Here is a 17,390-nt window from a genome sequence, read left to right as displayed (position 1 = left end):
TCCGACACCAAGCTGAACTGCCTATCCCGCTGCGCAAACCCCTGGGAGTTATTGCGTACTTTCGATGTATTTCTGACGCAACAAGCCAGGTCACCGAACACAAATAATTCTCGAAACTTCGATCGGCGTGAGTCCGCCTGGCGCGTATTTTTGAATCCTTTTGATCTACTCCCTTTACGATTGGTGACCGACCGTAAGGCATGGTCAGGGGGATGAGGAAATGCGCAAGACGTTCTTGAAAATGTGGCTCAAGGGGTGCGTCCTGGCGGGCGTCGCCTCGGGCTTTCCCCTGCTGGCACAGGCGGCGTCGGTGGATCTCACGGTCAACGACACGGTGGCCACGGCGTCCTACAGCTACACCGACCCCGCCGCGGTGCATACCGTAACCATCGGCAACCGTGGGCCTGAAGCCGCGACCAACGCGGTGCTGACCTTCAACAACCCCAAATCGGCCGGCACCGCCGTGGCCTGGAACACCCAGGTCACCTGCACGCCCAGCGGGGGCGCAGTGTGCCCGGCGAGCTATGCGCTGGATTCCACCAAGGCCATCCTGACCGCCACCGCGCCCAGCGTGCCTATGGGCGGGCAACTGGTGTTCAGTATTCCGGCGCCGATCCAGACCGACCTGAACTGCGCGTGCGTCTTGCCGCTGGTCGAGAAGGTCAATTCCACGGCGACGATCTCGGTCGGCCCGTCCGACAGCGAACTCGCGCCCGCCACGAACGTATCGAATGCTGCCTATGTCGTGAATAACCCGCGCATCGATTACGGCATGAGCATCAGCGAACCGGTCGTTTCGCCCATCGCTGGCACGTCGGACAGTCTCTTCACCTACACGGTGACGATGCGCAACAATTCGGCGCTGGCTGAACCCATGGGGGCCGGCTTCAGTCCGCAATACCTGCAGGGCACGGCGACGGCGCCTCCGGGCGATCAGTATTTCGCCAACCCACTGAATCCCGGCTCGCCCAACCCCAGCATCACCTGCGCTGGTGGTGCAGGCGGGGCGTCCTGCGCGGGTTTTGTGGTGACGAACAACTACGCCAGTGTGCCTTCCATGCCTGCCGGGAGTTCGCTGACCCTGAAGGTCGCGTTGGTGGTGGGCGCGCCCGCGTGTACCGATCCCACCCAAGGGGGCAAGGAGGGCGACAACCGGGTCGTGTCCTTGTATGGCTCGATAGCGCCCGTTGCCAATGTTCTTGCCAACGGCGTGATGACCCGTGTCAGCGGACTCTCCGAAAACACGGGGACCGATGCGGACAACTCGGCCACCCAGTCGACTCCGGCGCCCGCGCCACTTTGCCTGAATGGTGACCTGCTGGTGCAGAGCATCGTCAATTCGGGCGCGCAGACATACGACCCGAAGGCGCCGTTCGCGCTGACCGCGTTCTACGCCAATGGCGCGGGTTCGCCGGACGGTGCGATCAACGTACCACTGGTGTTCCATGCTGGCTGGCCCACGACGGGGCTGAGCCTGAACCCCACACCAGCCAGCTGCACCTCCAGCGGGGGCGCCGTCTGTCCCAACAGTTGGGTGCTCAGCGCCGACAAGACGACGCTGACGGGCGTGTCGCCCAGCATGCCCCCCAACAGCACGCTGCAGATCACCTTTACCGGCACGACCGGCCAGGACACGCAGGCCGTGTGCAAGGCACAGTACCTGACAGCGCAGGCCGATATCGTGCCGCCCGGCTCCTATGCCGATACCCGCTACGACCCGAAGGCGGATCCGCCCTACGACACGGGCACCCAGACGAAAGGCAACAACGCCTACCAGTTGCAGCTGCAGGCCAACGTGGGCGCGAACTGCACGGACAATTTCGATCTGGAGGCGCAGAAGTCGGGCCCGTTCAGCAACCCCGACGCCACGATCGGGGTCGCCACGGTCAAACCGGGTGACTGGATTTACTTTAAGTCTGTGGTCACGCTGCTGCCCGGCAGCGCCAACCTGACGTCCTATTCGATTGGCGATCAACTGGTCTATTCGTCCGACCCGCAAAGAAGCATCTCCAACACGCAGCTTTATCCGCTTTATTTCGGTAACGTGCCTGCCTATCAGATGCCGTCGGCATCCGTATCGGGCGTCATGATGACCGGCAAGCCGGGCGACCCGCCGGGGCTGCCCACGCAGTTGTTGGGCAGCAGGGACATCTCCGGCGACAGCGGGGTGCGCTGCGTGGCCAGCGGCGGCGCCACGTGTCCCAATACCGTGCGGGGCGCCACGTTTGGTTATCCGGCCAGTCATGGGTTTCCGACCTGGAGCCTTGGCCCCGAGAACTGGACCAGTGGCCAGCCCGAGTGGCCGGCCGGTGGCGCGCTGACCTTCATCTATGCCTACCGCGTGCCGCCGCTGACCGGCTATGTCAGCTGCGTGCCGAGCAACAAGCTGTCCTATCCGCTCAACATCATGAGCGTGAGCGGCACGCCGACGCCGCTGGGCACCGAGTCGAACACCACGAATAACCGCGTCACGGTGCCCTTCGACATGGTCAATCTGCCGTTGTGCGAGGCGGCGGTGTCGCTGACCAAGAAGGCGAATGTGACGAAGATGCCGGCGAACGGTAAGGTGGTCTATACGCTGGTGATGACCAACACGTCTGCCGTCAATGTCGACGTACCGCGCCTGCGCGAAATATTCCAGAACGGCGGCATCGACCAGGGCGTGGCAGCCACCATTGCCTGCGGTCCCACCACGGGTGGTGCGGTGTGCCCTTCTTTCACCCCACTGCAAGGCATGCGCTACACCAACAACGGTGCCACTGCTGTGCCGACCACGGGCGCCGACAACCTGCTGTCGCAGCAGAGACCTGATTTCGACTTCAGTTGGGGCACGCCCGGCAGCAATACGCTGCCCGCGGGCGCCAGCGTGACTTTTGCCGTGACGGTGCAATACCCTGGCACGCAAACCTATGCCGAAAACGCTGCGTTTGCCAGCCCCGATGCCACGGCCCAGGCGCAATTCCCGACGGTGCGAGCGGCGACTTTCCTGGGTTCTGGAACGAGCCCTGCCTTGCTGGTGAACAAGGACGTATCGCCCAAGCAGCCCGCGCCGGGCGCCACCGTGACCTACACGGTAGACCTGCTGAACGCCCAAGCCGTCGCGGCCACGGGGCTGAGCTTCACCGACGCCATGGATGCATCGCTGCTGGCTGCCAACCCTGCGGGCTACGGCAACCTTACCTGCCGCCCGCTGACGGCAGCCGATGGGCAACTGGTGGCGCCGCTCGGCGCGGCCAGCTGCCCGACGTTCACGTCCAACGGCAGCGGCATCACCGGCACGCTGGATTTGCCGGCCAATTCAGGGCTGCGCCTGACCTACACCGCGGTGGCGTCGCCCACGGGCGCGATCAGCGTGCCCAACACGGCCGCATTGCGCAGCAGCGCCACCGCGCGTGGTACGGGTGACGGCAGCAGTCAGGCCAACTTTGAGGTGCTGCCGCCGCTGCCCGACATGACGTCGAAGATAGCCCCCATCGCCAACGCCGACAACATGCCGCCGGGCACGGGCGTGCAGGCGTCGGTCACGTTCAACAACATCGGCACGGCCGCCGGGCTGAACGTGGTACCCACGCTGAAACTGGCGCCTGGCATGACGGGCGTGACACCCAGCAACGGAGGCGTCTACGACCCTGCCACCGGGCTGGTGACCTGGCCGGCCATCGCCAGCTTCGCGCCAAATGCGCCGGTGGTCTACACGGTGGGGTTCAGCATGCCCACCGGCGCACTGACGTTGGCGTCCAACATCACCGCCACCAACGAGCCGCCCGAGGTGCTGGCCAACAACACCGACAGCCTGTCGCTGCGCAATGTCTTGCCCGCCCCCGTGCCGACGCTGGAGGTGTGGGCACTGATGGCGTTGGCACTGTTGATGATGGCCGCCACCGCGCGGGGCCGCCAGCGGGGATGAAGGCGCCTGCCGGCTGTATGGCCTGAGCGCCCCGGCCGAGGCGCTGGGCCGCCGCCGGCGGGCGACCCCTCAGCCCACCACTTCCACGCGCGGCGCGGCGTTGAGGCCGGGGTCGAGCGACGGGTCGTCCAGCGCTTCGCCGTCGCGGATGGGTCTGGCGGGTGTGGCCAGCAGCGCGCGCAGGTAATTGGGCTGCGCCAGCATGGCGTGGTGGGTGGCGCCGTTGTACAGCTGCAGATCGGGCAGCCGCAAGTCGGCGATGCGGCGGTCGATTTCGGCGGCATCCAGCTGCAGCGGGTCCACACTGTCCGACGCCATGGCCATGCCCCACAGGGTGCCGTACAGGGGCACGTACTGCAGGTAGGGGCGCACGATGGGGAAGGCGCTTTGCACGGACGCGACGATGCGCGCCAGCGTGTCGCCGCGGTGAATGGGCGACTGGATGTGCAGCGACAGCACGCCGCCCGGCGCCAGCACGCGCCGGCAGGCGGCGTAGAACTCGGCCGTGTACAGCGCCACCGCCGGGCCGAAGGGGTCGGTCAGGTCGAGCACGATCTGGTCGAAGCGCTCGGTGCACTGCATCACATAGGCGTGGCCGTCGCCAATGTGCACGTCGAGCCGCCGGTCGAAAAATGCGCCGCGGTGGATGCTGTGCAGCCAGGTGCGCGCCATGTCGATCACGTCGCCGTCCAGCTCGACCAGCACCACGCGCGCCATGTCGGGGTGCTTGAGCAGTTCTTCGACCGTGCCGCCGTCGCCGCCGCCGATCACCAGCGCCGAGCGCGGGCGCCCGTGGCTGACGGCGGGCAGGTGCACCATGGGCTCGTGGTAGAAGAATTCGTCGCGTTCCGACGTCATGAAGCATTCGTCGATGCGCATCACGCGGCCGAACAGCGGCGTCTGCAGGATCTCGATGTGCTGCATGGGCGTGCGGCGCTCGGCCAGGCGGCTGGACGCGCCCAGGTAAAAGCCGAAGTCGGGCGTCAGTGCTTCGGCGACGAGTTGCCGGCCGGCGGGTGCCGGCGCCGCGGAGGGATGGGCCGCCGCTGCGGGCGTCGTCATGCCCGCTCGACGCGGTGCAGGTGCGGGTCGGCCGGGGCAAACGCCGCCATCACGCGCCCGAACAGGTCTTCGGCCTGCGTGCGGTTGTCGGTGGAGTAGCTGCACACATACACGTCGAGCGTGACGTAGCCGTCTTCCGGCCAGGTGTGGATCGACAGATGCGATTCGGCCAGCACCACCACGCCGGTGACGCCCGCGCCTTCGCCAAAGCTGTGGAACAGCGCGCCGACGTCGGTCAGGCCGGAGTCGAGCACCGCCTTGCGGCAGAAGGCCTCCAGGTGCGCGGCGTCGGTCATCAGGCGCGCGTCGCACATGCAGCCGTGCAGGTCGCCAATCAAATGCAGGCCGGGCGCCTTGCGCGCCACTTGCGGCAGGCGAATCGCGGCGTGCGTCACGTCGACTTCAGGGGGTTGGGGTCGCAGCAGTACAGGCATGGCAGTCTCCAAAGTGAGCCAAACGAAAGAGACATCCGGTCGACGTCCGAATAGAAACGCCACGAGGAGCGCGCCGTTTGGCGGGTACAGGCCCGCACTGGCCAAACGCGTTCATCGTGACGCAAATAACCTTTAACTGTAATCAAATTGAGGACAATTGTCAAAAAGTCAAGGGCTTGCCTACGCCGTGCTTATGATGGCGCATGGACGACATCGTCAAGCAAGCCATGGCCAAGTGGCCCAACGTGCCGCATTGCTACGGCTGGCTCGGCCTGGACGCGCGGGGCGACTGGTACCTGCGCGACGAAGCGGCGCAGGCGCAGGGGGCGTTTGCCAGCGGCGCGCCGGGCGCCAAGGGCTCGCTGCTGGAGCACGACAAGCTGATCGAATTCATCCACCGCAATTACGACCGCGACGCCGAGGGACAGTGGTTCTTCCAGAACGGCCCGCAGCGCGTGTTCGTCGAATTGCAGGCCGCGCCGTGGATCTGGCGTGTGGCGGACGATGGCGCCGTCACGTCCCACACCGGCGCACCGGCGCAGGTGCGCGAGGCGCTGGTGGACGAGTCGGGCCGCGTGTTCCTGCTCACCGACCGCGGGCTGGGGCTGGTGCACACGCAGGACATGGGCATCGTCGCCGATGCGCTGGAGCAGGGTCGCTGGCCGCTGCGTGATGTGAAGGCGGATGAGTTGCCGGCGGCATTCGGCTTTGTGCTGAGTCCGATGGCGCGGCAGCCCACGCACTGATGCATCGCGACGCGGGGGGCGAGGGCGCGCGGCGCACAGCTTTCAAGTGCTTCGTCGAGGCTTGGCGCCTGCCCAGCCATCGCACGGACGACGCGCGAGCCTTCTCAGAACTCCTAAAATAATAGCTGTATGCGCTTTCAGGACAAGCGCTGCAGACCCATTTGGGCATGAAAAAGGCCGGCGCGAGGCCGGCCTTGATCCGCAGCGACGGGGCGCTTACTTGGCGGCGTCCACCATGTACTGGATGGCAGCCTTCAATTCGTCGTCGGTGGCCGTCGTCGCACCGCGCGGCGGCATGGCACCCTTGCCGGAGATGGCGACCTTGAGCATGGTGTCCATGCCGGTGGCGATGAAGGGCGCCCAGGCGGCCTTGTCACCGAACTTGGGTGCGCCGGCCACGCCTACGCCGTGGCAGGTCACGCAAGACTTGTCGTAGAGCGCCTTGCCCACGCCGGCATCGGCCGCAGCCGGTGCGGCGGCGGCCGGCGCTGCAGCGGCCACGGCGGTGGCAGCCGCGGCAGCGGGCGCCGCAACCGCCGAAGCGGCCGGTGCCGGGGCGGGCGCAGCGGCCGGGGCCGCCGCAGCAGCAGGTGCGGCGCCGCTGGCAGCGCCGGCCGGCGCGGCCGGCTCGGCAAACTTGCCGCCGGCGGCGTTGGCCATGTAGACCACGGCGCGGCCAATTTCCACGTCGCTGAAATTGCCGCCGCCTTGCGGGGCCATGGCGTTGAAGCCCTTCAGCGCGTGCGTCGCCAGCGTGTCGTAGCCCTTGCCCAGGCGCGCGGCCCAGTCACCGGCGTTGCCCAGCTTGGGCGCGCCCGACACGCCAGTGGCGTGGCAGGCCGCGCACTGCGCCTTGTAGACGTCTTCGCCGCCGGCCAGCGGGCGGTTGGCGTCGCGGATTTCCACGGTGCCCACCTTCACCAGGCGCTCGGCGACGGCAAGCTCGGTGTCGGTCGCGCCGGCCGAAGGCCGGGGGCTGGACGTGACGTAGTAGACCAGCCCGATGATGATGAACACCGGGATGACGAAGGACGCCACGCTGGCCCAGAACAGCTGCTTCGGGGTCTTGATCGGACCGGTGTGTGCTTCGTCGTGCATGCTGTCGCTCATGGCGTCCTCGGGGGGCTCGGGTCGTGGGTGGATTCGATGGAGTCGCGGCGCACGCCGGCCGTGGGCCATGCACGCGCGCGTCAGCCGGCGATTATAGGGCGCGTGCCGCGCCGCGCCCGCACCCGCGCGGCGCGGGTTTCAACCCTTGGCGGCTGCGCCCGGCAGCGGCGCGGGCGCCTGGTAATCGGTCCAGCCGCCGCCCAGGGCCTTGTACAACTGCACTTCGTTGGCGCGCTGCGCCAGACGCGTCTGCGCCAGTGCCTGTTCGATCGCGAACAGCGAGCGCTGGGCGTCCAGCAAATCCAGGTAGTTGGCGATGCCGTTGCGGTAGCGCAGATCGGCCAGGCGGAAGCGGTCGCGCTCGGCCGCGGCCTGCGCTTGCAGCGCGCTCAGTTGATCGGCCAGCGTGGCGCGGCCGGCCAGGGCGTCGGCCACTTCGCGGAAGGCGGTCTGGATGGCTTTTTCGTATTGCGCCACCGCCATCTCGCGCGCCGCCTTCGCGGCGTCCAGCCCCGCCTGGTTGCGGCCCATGTCGAAGATCGGCAACGAAATGCTGGGGCCAAACGACCACGCGCCCCGACCGCCCGATCCGAACAGGCCGTCCAGGTCGCTGCTGACGCGGCCGAGCGAGCCGGTGAGCGAGATGCGCGGGAAGAAGTTGGCGCGCGCCGCGCCGATGTTGGCGTTGGCGGCGATCAGCTGCTGCTCGGCGGCGCGGACGTCGGGGCGGCGCAGCATCAGGTCGGACGGCAGGCCGGCGGGCACCTCGGTGAAGGTGGGCAGCTCGGCCGCCGGCTGCACAGCGGGCGTGGGCTGCGTCAGGTCGCGCGGCGGCTCGGGCGTGGCGACGGCGGGCACGGGCGGGATCAGGCGCTCAGGTATCGGCTGGCCGACCAGCAGCGTCAGCAGGTTGATGTCCTGCGCGCGCAGGCGCTGCTGCTGGGCACGCGTGGCCTGCGCGCTGGCCGACAGCGACTCGGCCAGGCGCATGTCGAGCGCCGACGAGGCACCGTGGTCAAAGCGCAGCTTGGTCAGGCGCAGCGACTGGTCGCGCGTGCCCAGCGTGCGCTCGGCCAGGGCCAGCAGCTCGGTGTCGGTCTTCAGTTGCAGCCAGGTGCTGGCCACGCTGGCGATCAGGCTGATCTGCGCCGACTTGCGCGCTTCCTCGGTGGCCAGGTATTGCGCCAGCGCCACGTCTTTCAGCGCGGCGACGCGGCCGAAGAAGTCCAGCTCCCACGCCGATACACCCAGGCCCACGCTGTAGTTCGACGCTACGCTGGGCCCACCGATGGCGGCGTAGGGATTGGGCGCCGAACGCGTGCCGCTGGCCGACGCGCCCACGGTGGGCCATTGGTCGGCACGGCGGATCTGGTATTGGGCGCGCGCCTGTTCGATGGCCTGCACCGCCACGCGCAGGTCGCGGTTGTTTTCCAGCGCCAGCTGGATGACCTCGCGCAGTTGCGCGTCGTGCACGAACTGCTGCCACGGCAGGTCGGCCGCGGCCAAGCCGCCCAGTGCCTGCGCGCCGGCCGTGTCGGGCCAGGTGGCGCTGACGGGCGCGGCGGGTTGTTCGTACTTGGGCACGAACGAGCAGGCCGCCAGCAGGCTGGCGAGCGCGGCGGTGCCGATCAGTCGCGGCCAGGCCGCGGCGGTTGAAACCGCAATGGCGGGTTTCATGGGTGGTCCTTCGGTTGCGTGGCGGCGTCGTGGCCGTCCTGGTTCAGCGCGCGGCGGTCGGCGTCGGACAGGCCGGTTTCGGCATCGTCCACATAGTGCTGGGCTGCTTCGGCGGTGATGCCGGCTTCGGTCGCGTGCTCGGCGGCGCGCTCGCGCTGCTGCGCAGTGCCCTTGAACAGGCTGCGCACCACCACAAAGAACAGCGGCACGAAAAACACCGCCAGGATGGTGCCGACGATCATGCCGCCGATCACCCCGGTGCCGATGGCGCGCTGCGCCGCCGAACCGGCGCCACTGGCGATGGCCAGCGGTGTCACGCCCAGGATGAAGGCCATCGACGTCATGATGATGGGCCGGAACCGCAGGTGCGCCGCCGCCAGCGCCGAGGCCAGCACGCTCATGCCCTGCGCTTGCAAGTCCTTGGCGAACTCGATGATCAGGATGGCGTTCTTGGCCGACAAGCCGATGATGGTGATCAGGCCAACCTGGAAGTACACGTCGTTCAGCATGCCGCGCCCGGTGACTGCCAGCAGCACACCCAGCACGCCCAGCGGCACTACCAGGATGACGGCAAACGGGATCGACCAGCTTTCGTACAAGGCCGCCAACGCCAGGAACACCGCCAGGATGGCAAAGCCGTACAGGATCAGCGCCTGGTTGCCGGCCAGTTTTTCTTCGCGCGACTGGCCCGTCCATTCGTAGCCAAAGCCTTCGGGCAGCTTGGCTGCCAGCTGCTCCATCTCGCGCATCGCTTCGCCGGTCGAAAAGCCCGGCGCCGCGCCGCCGGCGATGCGCACCGCCGGGTAGCCGTTGTAGCGTACCGTCTGCATGGCGCCAGTGATCCAGCGCGTGCTGGCAAACGCCGACAGCGGCACCGCCTGGCCCTTGCTGTTGAGCGCGGTGAGCCGCAGGATGTCCTCTGGCTGCATGCGCGCCTTGGCGTCGGCCTGGATGATCACGCGTTGCAGACGGCCCTGGTTCGGAAAGTCGTTGACGTAGGCCGAGCCCAGCGACGCCGAGATGGCGTTGTTGATGGCGGCAAACGTCACGCCCTGCGCCGCCGCCTTGTCGCGGTCGATGTCGACCTGCAGTTGCGGCGCATCCTCCAGCCCGTCGGGCCGCACGCCGGCCAGCACCTTGCTTTGCATCGCCATCCCCAGCATCTGGTTGCGCGCGGCGATCAGCGCCTCGTGTCCCTTGCCACCGCGATCCTGCAGGCGGAAGGTGAAGCCCGAGCTGACGCCCAGCTCAGGAATGGGCGGCGGGCTCAGGGGGGAAGATGAATGCGTCCTTGATGCCCGACAGCGCGCCCATGGCGCGACCGGCAATGGCACCGGCCGCGTGCTCGGCGCCCTTGCGCTCGTCCCACGGTTTCAGTGACACGAACGACAGCGCAGCGTTCTGGCCCTGGCCCGAGAAGGAGAAGCCCATCACGGCCACCATGTTGGCCACCTCGGGCTGCTTCAGCAGATAGCCCTCGACCTGTTCGACCACGGCCTGCGTGCGCTCCAGCGTGGCGCCGGGCGGCAGCTGCATGTTGACCAGGATGTTGCCCTGGTCTTCCTGCGGCAGAAACGACGTCGGCAGCCGCACATAGAGCCAGCCCACCACCACGGCCAGCGCCAGGTAGATGATCATCAGACGACCGGCACGGCGCACCAGCCTGGCGACGATGCTCTCATAGCCCTTGGCGGTGCGCTGAAAGCGCCGGTTGAACCAGCCGAAGAAGCCGCGCTTTTCGACGTGGTGGCCTTTCTCGACGGGTTTCAGCAGCGTGGCGCACAACGCGGGCGTGAGCGACAGCGCCATGAAGGCCGAGAAGAAGATCGACACCGCCATCACCGCCGAGAACTGGCGGTAAATGTTGCCGACCGACCCAGCAAAGAAGGCCAGCGGCACGAACACCGAGATCAGCACCACCGTCACGCCGATGATGGCGCCCGAGATCTGGCTCATCGCCTTGCGCGTGGCCTGCAGCGGCGGCAAGCCTTCCTCGCTCATGATGCGCTCGACGTTCTCGACCACCACGATGGCGTCGTCCACCACGATGCCGATCACCAGCACCATGCCGAACATGGTCAGCACGTTGATCGACATGCCGAACGCCAGCAGCGCCGCGAAGGTGCCCAGCAGCGCCACCGGCACCACGATGGTCGGGATGACGGTGTAGCGCCAGTTCTGCAGGAACAGGAACATCACCAGAAACACCAGCGCCACCGCCTCGAACAAGGTCTTCACCACCTCGGTGATCGAGATGCGCACGAAGTCCGACGAGTCGTACGGAATCTTCCAGCTGACGCCGGGCGGAAAGTAGCGCTCCAGCTCGGCCATGCGCGTGCGCACCGCCTTGGCGGCCGCCAGCGCGTTGCCCGAGGGCGAGAGCTGCACGCCCATGCCGGCGGCCGGCTGGCCGTTCAGGCGCGCGGCGGTGGCATAACTTTGCGCGCCCAGTTCAAGGCGCGCCACGTCCTTCAGCCGCACCGTGCTGCCGTCGGCGTTGGCGCGCAGGGTGATGTTGCCGAACTGCTCGACGGTGCTCAGCTGCCCCGGCACCACCACCGTGGCGCTGATGGTCTGACCGCTGGCCAGCGGCAAATCGCCAATGGCGCCGGCCGACACCTGGGCGTTCTGCTGCGCGATGGCGTTGGCCACGTCGGCGGGCGACAGGCCATAGCTTTGCAGCTTGGCCGGTTCGATCCACACGCGCATGGCGCGCTCGGCGCCGAACAACTGCACCTGGCCGATGCCGGGCAGGCGCTGCAATTCAGGCAGCACGTTGCGCGAGGCGTAGTCGGACAGGGCGGTGATGTCGAAGTTCGGGTCCGACGACGACAGCACCGTGAACAGCAGGAAGTTGCTGCGCGACTTGTCCACCCGCACGCCCTGCTGCACCACCGTGGTCGGCAGGCGCGGGCTGGCGCGCGACAGGCGGTTTTGCACATCCACCTGCGCCAGGTCGGCGTTGGTGCCGGGCTCGAAGCTGAGCGTGATGCTGCCGGTGCCGTTGGCCTGCGCCACCGACTCCATGTAGGCGAGGCCCGGCGAGCCGTTCATCTCGCGCTCGATCACCGACAGCACGGCGTCTTCCAGCGTCTGCGCCGACGCGCCGGGGTAGGTGGCCGACAGCACGATGGTCGGCGGTGCGACGCTGGGGTACTGCGCCACCGGCAGCTGCGTGATGGAGATGGCGCCCAGCACCATCATGAACAGGGCGATCACCCACGCGAAGATGGGTCGGTCGATGAAGAACTTGGCCATGCGTCAGCTCTCGTCAGGCTTCAGCGCGAGGCTGCAGAAGCCGGCGCGGCAGGCGCCGACGCCACGGGTGCTCCGCCCGATGCTGCGGTTTTAGGAGCTGCTGGCGCTTGACTGGCGGGCGCTGCGGCCTGATTCGGCACCCAAGGCACCGGTTTGACCACCTTCGCGCCCATCATCAGCTTCATGGCGCCTTCCACCATCACCTGCTCGCCGGCTTTGAGGCCTTCGGTGACGATCCACTGGTGGCCCTTCTGGCCGCCGATCTTGACCGGGCGCGGCGCCACGGCGCCGTCGGGTGCCACCACCATCACGGTATCGCCCTTCGTGCCGCGCGTGACCGCCTGCTGCGGGAGCAGGATGGCGTTGTCGACTTCCGCCTGCTCGACGCGCGCGCGCACGTACATGCCAGGCATCAGCAGGCCGCCGGGGTTGGGCACTTCGGCGCGCAGGCTGACCTGGCCGGTGGCCGGGTCGACGCTCAAATCGGTGAACAGCAGGCGCGCGGACTGCCCGTAGACCTGGCCGTTTTCCAGCAGCACCTGCACCTTGGCCGCTTCGGCGCCGCCCGCGCGCGCCAGCTTGCCGGACTGCAGCGCCTGGCGCAGCGCCATGACTTCCGCCGCCGACTGCGTGATGTTCAGGTACAGCGGGTTGATCTGCTGGATGGTGGCCAATTGCGTGCCCTCTTGCGCGCTGACAAGCGCGCCCTCGGTCACCAGCGAGCGGCCGATGCGGCCCGAGATGGGCGCCGTCACCGTCGCATAACCCAGGTTGATGTCGGCCGTGCGCAAGGCGGCGCGGGCGGCGGCCACCTGCGCCTGCGCGGCTTTTCGGCCGCCACGGCGGCGTCGAATTCCTGCTTGCTCACGGCGTTGGCGGCCACCAGCGGGCGGTAGCGCGTGACCATGGCGCTGGCGTTGGCCAGCTGCGCCTGCGCCTGCGCCAGCTGCGCCTGCGCGCTTTGCCGCGTGGCCTGGTAGGGGGCTGAGTCAATCTGGTACAGCACCTGGCCGGCGCGCACGTCGCTGCCTTCGGTGAACACGCGCTTGTTCAGGATGCCGGTGGCGCGCGCGCGCACCTGGGCCACGCGCGAAGGCTCCAGCCGGCCGGGCAATTCGGTCGTCAGGCCCACGGTGCCGGGCTGCACGGTGACCACGGCCACCTCGGGCGGCGGCGGCGCGCCACCCCCAGCGCCGCCGGGCGCCGCGCCTTGGGGCTTGTCGCCACAGGCGGCGAGCAACACGGCCAGCAGCACCGACGTGCCAAACGGAAGAAGACGGGAAGCCGTCGGGCGGCGCGGGGCGGGCTGGGACATGGTTTTGAGGAGGATGAGGAGATCGGTGCGATCTGAAGCGGCCCTCGGCGGCCAGACAGCGCTCAAGCGCCGCGCCGCGGGGCATTGATCGTAGTCAACAAGCCCGATGGCTGCATGATCGAAGCGCCGGATTATACATACATCCTTGAATGTATGTGCTAGAGTGCCGTCCCATGTCCATGTTCTCTACTAGGTCCTGACGCCATGGCCCGCCGCACCAAGCAAGACGCGCAGGCCACGCGCGAAGCACTTCTCGACGCCGCCGAACGCGTGTTCGAGCAGCGCGGCGTGTCGCGCACCTCGCTGGCCCACATCGCCGAGGCGGCGGGGCTGACGCGCGGCGCCGTGTACTGGCACTTCAAGGACAAGGCCGACCTGTTCAACGCCATGATGGAGCGGGTGACGCTGCCGCTCGAATCCGAGCTGGCCGGCGTCTACCAGGCGCCGGGCGACCCGATCGACGCGCTGGTCATGCGGCTGCTGCACTCGTTCGGCCAGATCGCGACCGACGCGCGCACCCAGCGCGTGCTGAACATCGCGGTGATGCTGGTGGAGCACGTCGAAGACCTGTGGCCCGTGCGCGAGCGCCACGCGCAGATGGACCGCGCCAACGTCGAGCGCATGCGGTTGGTGTTCGAGCGCGCCAGCGCGCTGCGCCAGCAGCCCCTGCCGGCCGATGCGCAAGTATTGGCCGAGGGCTTTCATGCCCTGGTGCGCGGCCTGGTCTACAGCTGGTTGCTGCAGCGCAGCTTCGACCTACAGGGCACGTCGCGTGTCGCCATGGAGGCCTACCTCGCCGGCATCGGCCTGCCGCGCCAGTGGCCGCCGGCGTCCCCGTCCGCAGCGTAATCGGGGATAATCGCCGACTTGTTCCGGAAGCGGCTGTAGCTCAGTGGATAGAGTATCGGCCTCCGAAGCCGAGGGTCGTGGGTTCGATCCCCGCCAGCCGCGCCAAATGCATCTCGTTTTGGGGCACTCTCGAATGCATTTTTGAAGCTCGCGTCGCCCGAAGCGTGCCAAGGATTTTGATTCTCGCAAGTTGGGGTGGCTCAGCCGGATCGAAAGCACGTCCGCTTCATGGCAAGCCTTGGCTCCGTGACATTGTTCTCACCCAGGCGACACGCGTGCTCTCCTTGGGATGGCGATTTAATCGTTTATTCTTAAACCGTGGCATCATCGGTCTATCGACACATGGGGTCGCCAGGCTGACAGCTTGGTTGATGCGCATAGACGAAAAGATGACAAAATCATTCAACCGGGACCGAGACAACGCGCAGCGTCGGACGCGTGTGCCCAGTGATTTGCATCGTCGACACCTCGCTTCCCTCTGTTGCGCCGCGCTGACCAGCCAGTCGTGGCGAGCCTTGTCGGGCGGCACCCCTCTCACGTGACTGCGACCGGACCGTACCCTGCGGCATTCGCGGGTCTGGGGCGGTTCGGTTTCCCGTTCAAGGATGGCACATGCCGTGCCTGTTGCTGGAATTTCCCAGTCCCCGTATTCTTTTTGCACCATGGCGGCCAAGCACTTCAAGCTCAATTACACCGGCACCCCGCGGGTCAAGACCACGATTCATCCGACGAAGGAATGCCTGCTCGACACGGTGATCGGCCTGCTCGACACGCACGCGCTGGAAAGCATCACGGTCGATCTGGTGCTGCGCGAATCGGGGGTGTCCAAGGGTTCGCTCTACCACCACTTCGAGGATTTCCCCGACCTGCTGGAGCACGCGCTGGTGCAGCGCTTCTCGCTGGGCGTGGACAAGAGCATCGAGATGCTGTCGCGCGTGGTGCGCTCCAGTCCGACGCGCGAGGAAGCCATGACCGGCCTCTACAAGGCCACCAGCAAGACGACCTCGGCCGCGGTGGCGGGCAACCGGTTCGAGCGCACCAAGCTCATCGGTTTTTCGCGTGACAACCCGCGTCTGTCCAAGAAGCTGGCCGGCGAGCAATGACGGTTGACGAGTGCGCTGGAAGGCCTGTTCGTCGAGATGCAGACCAAGGGCTGGATGAGCAAAAACTTCGACCCGCGCGCCGCGGCCGTGCTGATCCAGGCCTACGCGCTGGGCAAGATCATCGATGACATCGTCGATGAAAAGGTGGACGAGGAAGCCTGGAACCAGCTGATCAACAAGATCATCGACCGGGTGTTCTCGGACTGACGGTCGTCGACGGCGGGCGCCTGGCGCAGGTGACTCGCCCACCTGTCGATCGCTATTAAATCAATAGCTGTAAGCGCGCATGAAAACAGGGCCGAAGCCCTGTTTCATTCAGATTTTCCTCAAGCCGGCAGCGGCACCAGCGGGTTGCCGAACATGGGGTCGGCTTCCTTCGACGCCAGCGCCTTCGCCAGGTCGATGCCCAGCGCCTTGGCCACGCCCGCGCCATACGCCGGGTCGGCGGCGTGGCAGTTGCGGATGTGGCGCAGCTTGATGAACTCAGGCGCATCGCCCATGGCGCGGCCGGTGTTGCCGAACAGGGCTTGCTTCTGCGTGTCGTTCATCAGGTTGAACAGCTTGCGCGGCTGCTCGAAGTAGTTGCTGTCGTCCTTGTCGAAGCTCCAGTGCTGGGCATCGCCGGTGATCCTCAGCGGCGGCTCGGCAAACTCGGGCTGGCCCTGCCACTGGCCGTAGCTGTTGGGCTCGTAGTGCGGCAGGCTGCCGTAGTTGCCGTCGACGCGGCCGATGCCGTCGCGGTGGTTGCTGTTGACCGGGCAGCGTGCCTTGTTCACCGGGATCTGCTGGTAGTTGGTGCCCAGGCGGTAGCGCTGCGCGTCGGCGTAGTTGAACAGGCGCGCCTGCAGCATGCGGTCGGGGCTGGCGCCGATGCCGGGCACCAGGTTGCCGGGGGCAAAGGCCACCTGCTCGACGTCGGCGAAGAAGTTCTCGGGGTTCTTGTTCAGTTCGAACTCGCCCACTTCGATCAACGGGTAGTCGCCCTTGTACCAGACCTTGGTCAGGTCGAACGGGTGCAGGCGGTACTTCTCGGCGTCGGCCTCGGGCATGATCTGGGCGTACATCTTCCACTTGGGGAAGTCGCCGCGCTCGATGGCGTCGTACAGGTCGCGCTGGTGGCTTTCGCGGTCCTTGCCCACCAGGGCTTCGGCCTCGGCATCGGTCAGGTTCTGGATGCCCTGCTGCGTGCGGAAGTGCAGCTTGACCCAGAAGCGCTCGCCATCCTTGTTCCAGAAGCTGTAGGTATGCGAGCTGAAGCCGTGCATGTGGCGGTAGCTCTTGGGAATGCCGCGGTCGCTCATGACGATGGTGACCTGGTGCAGCGCCTCGGGCAGCAGCGTCCAATAGTCCCAGTTGTTCTTGGCGCTGCGCAGGTTGGTGCGCGGGTCGCGCTTGACGGCCTTGTTCAGGTCAGGAAACTGGCGCGGGTCGCGGATGAAGAACACGGGCGTGTTGTTGCCCACCATGTCCCAGTTGCCTTCTTCGGTGTAGAACTTCAGCGCAAAGCCGCGAATGTCGCGCTCGGCGTCGGCCGCGCCGCGCTCGCCGGCCACGGTGGTGAAGCGGGCGAACATCTCGGTCTTCTTGCCCACCTTTTCGAAAATCTTGGCGCGCGTGTACTTGGTGATGTCGTTCGTCACCGTGAAGGTGCCGAACGCGCCCGAACCCTTGGCGTGCATGCGCCGCTCGGGCACCACTTCGCGCACGAAGTTGGCGAGGCGCTCGTTCAGCCAGACGTCCTGCGCCAGCAGCGGGCCGCGCGGGCCAGCCGTGAGGCTGTCACGGTTGGTGGGCACGGGGGCGCCGAAGTCGGTCGTCAGGTGGGTGACGGGGCATTTGCGGGTGTCGTCGCTCATGGCTTCCTTTCGGGTGGGGTTGTGGAGGACAGCGCAAGTGTGCGCCATGGGTCAGATGATAGAAAACCTAGAT

10 protein-coding genes, 1 tRNA gene and 2 pseudogenes are annotated in these 17,390 nt (G+C 67.1%); 6 read left to right on the top strand and 7 right to left on the bottom strand.

Annotation, left to right across the window (positions count from 1 at the left end):
• Nucleotides 1-220 precede the first annotated feature (220 nt).
• The gene (locus R0D99_RS16100; RefSeq protein WP_317749187.1) at nt 221-3,907 is read left to right on the top strand and encodes a hypothetical protein; all 3,687 of its coding nucleotides are present in this window, start codon (nt 221-223) and stop codon (nt 3,905-3,907) included.
• 69 nt (nt 3,908-3,976) lie between these two features.
• Here R0D99_RS16100 and speE read toward each other — a convergent pair whose 3' ends face one another.
• Nucleotides 3,977-4,969 (bottom strand): polyamine aminopropyltransferase, encoded by a 993-nt coding sequence (speE, locus tag R0D99_RS16095; protein WP_317749186.1) that lies wholly within the window; start codon nt 4,967-4,969, stop codon nt 3,977-3,979.
• Nucleotides 4,966-5,283: an adenosylmethionine decarboxylase gene (gene speD, locus R0D99_RS16090; RefSeq protein WP_416366008.1), complete on the bottom strand. Its 318-nt coding sequence runs from the start codon at nt 5,281-5,283 to the stop codon at nt 4,966-4,968. The genes speE and speD overlap by 4 nt, the downstream gene beginning before the upstream one ends.
• 323 nt (nt 5,284-5,606) lie before the next feature.
• On the opposite strand from speD, the gene R0D99_RS16085 reads away from it, so the two are divergent.
• Nucleotides 5,607-6,149 carry a DUF2946 family protein gene (locus R0D99_RS16085; protein WP_317749184.1) on the top strand — a complete coding sequence of 181 codons (543 nt, stop codon included), beginning with the start codon at nt 5,607-5,609 and terminating at the stop codon, nt 6,147-6,149.
• A 216-nt stretch (nt 6,150-6,365) separates the two neighbouring features.
• On the opposite strand, the gene R0D99_RS16080 is transcribed toward R0D99_RS16085, so the two are convergent.
• From R0D99_RS16080 to R0D99_RS16065, 4 genes and pseudogenes are all read right to left on the bottom strand, one after another.
• Nucleotides 6,366-7,259 carry a c-type cytochrome gene (locus R0D99_RS16080; RefSeq protein ID WP_317749183.1) on the bottom strand — a complete coding sequence of 298 codons (894 nt, stop codon included), beginning with the start codon at nt 7,257-7,259 and terminating at the stop codon, nt 6,366-6,368.
• Between the two features lie 138 nt (nt 7,260-7,397).
• Nucleotides 7,398-8,936 carry an efflux transporter outer membrane subunit gene (locus tag R0D99_RS16075; protein ID WP_317749182.1) on the bottom strand — a complete coding sequence of 513 codons (1,539 nt, stop codon included), beginning with the start codon at nt 8,934-8,936 and terminating at the stop codon, nt 7,398-7,400.
• Nucleotides 8,933-12,194, bottom strand: a pseudogene (locus tag R0D99_RS16070) (efflux RND transporter permease subunit). Before R0D99_RS16070 ends, R0D99_RS16075 begins: the two are co-directional and overlap by 4 nt.
• Before the next feature lie 20 nt (nt 12,195-12,214).
• Nucleotides 12,215-13,509: pseudogene (locus R0D99_RS16065) on the bottom strand (efflux RND transporter periplasmic adaptor subunit).
• 204 nt (nt 13,510-13,713) lie between these two features.
• Between R0D99_RS16065 and R0D99_RS16060 the strand changes: the two are divergent.
• The 4 genes from R0D99_RS16060 to R0D99_RS16045 all read left to right on the top strand — a co-directional run bounded on the left by R0D99_RS16060 (nt 13,714) and on the right by R0D99_RS16045 (nt 15,668).
• Nucleotides 13,714-14,358, top strand: a complete 645-nt coding sequence (locus R0D99_RS16060) for a TetR family transcriptional regulator (protein WP_317749181.1) — start codon at nt 13,714-13,716, stop codon at nt 14,356-14,358.
• A 29-nt stretch (nt 14,359-14,387) separates the two neighbouring features.
• Nucleotides 14,388-14,463 (top strand) — tRNA-Arg (locus tag R0D99_RS16055).
• Between the two features lie 557 nt (nt 14,464-15,020).
• Nucleotides 15,021-15,461, top strand: coding sequence for a TetR/AcrR family transcriptional regulator (locus R0D99_RS16050; RefSeq protein ID WP_317749180.1), 441 nt, complete (start codon nt 15,021-15,023; stop codon nt 15,459-15,461).
• Between the two features lie 3 nt (nt 15,462-15,464).
• Nucleotides 15,465-15,668: a hypothetical protein gene (locus R0D99_RS16045; RefSeq protein ID WP_317749179.1), complete on the top strand. Its 204-nt coding sequence runs from the start codon at nt 15,465-15,467 to the stop codon at nt 15,666-15,668.
• 119 nt (nt 15,669-15,787) lie between these two features.
• On the opposite strand, the gene R0D99_RS16040 is transcribed toward R0D99_RS16045, so the two are convergent.
• Nucleotides 15,788-17,317 carry a catalase gene (locus R0D99_RS16040; RefSeq protein ID WP_317749178.1) on the bottom strand — a complete coding sequence of 510 codons (1,530 nt, stop codon included), beginning with the start codon at nt 17,315-17,317 and terminating at the stop codon, nt 15,788-15,790.
• Nucleotides 17,318-17,390: the final 73 nt, after the last annotated feature.

Source organism: Ottowia sp. SB7-C50, from assembly GCF_033110285.1.
Lineage (GTDB): Bacteria > Pseudomonadota > Gammaproteobacteria > Burkholderiales > Burkholderiaceae_C > Ottowia.
The sequence above is the reverse complement of the archived record's forward strand: the minus strand, read 5'-3'. Positions and strand labels throughout refer to the sequence as shown.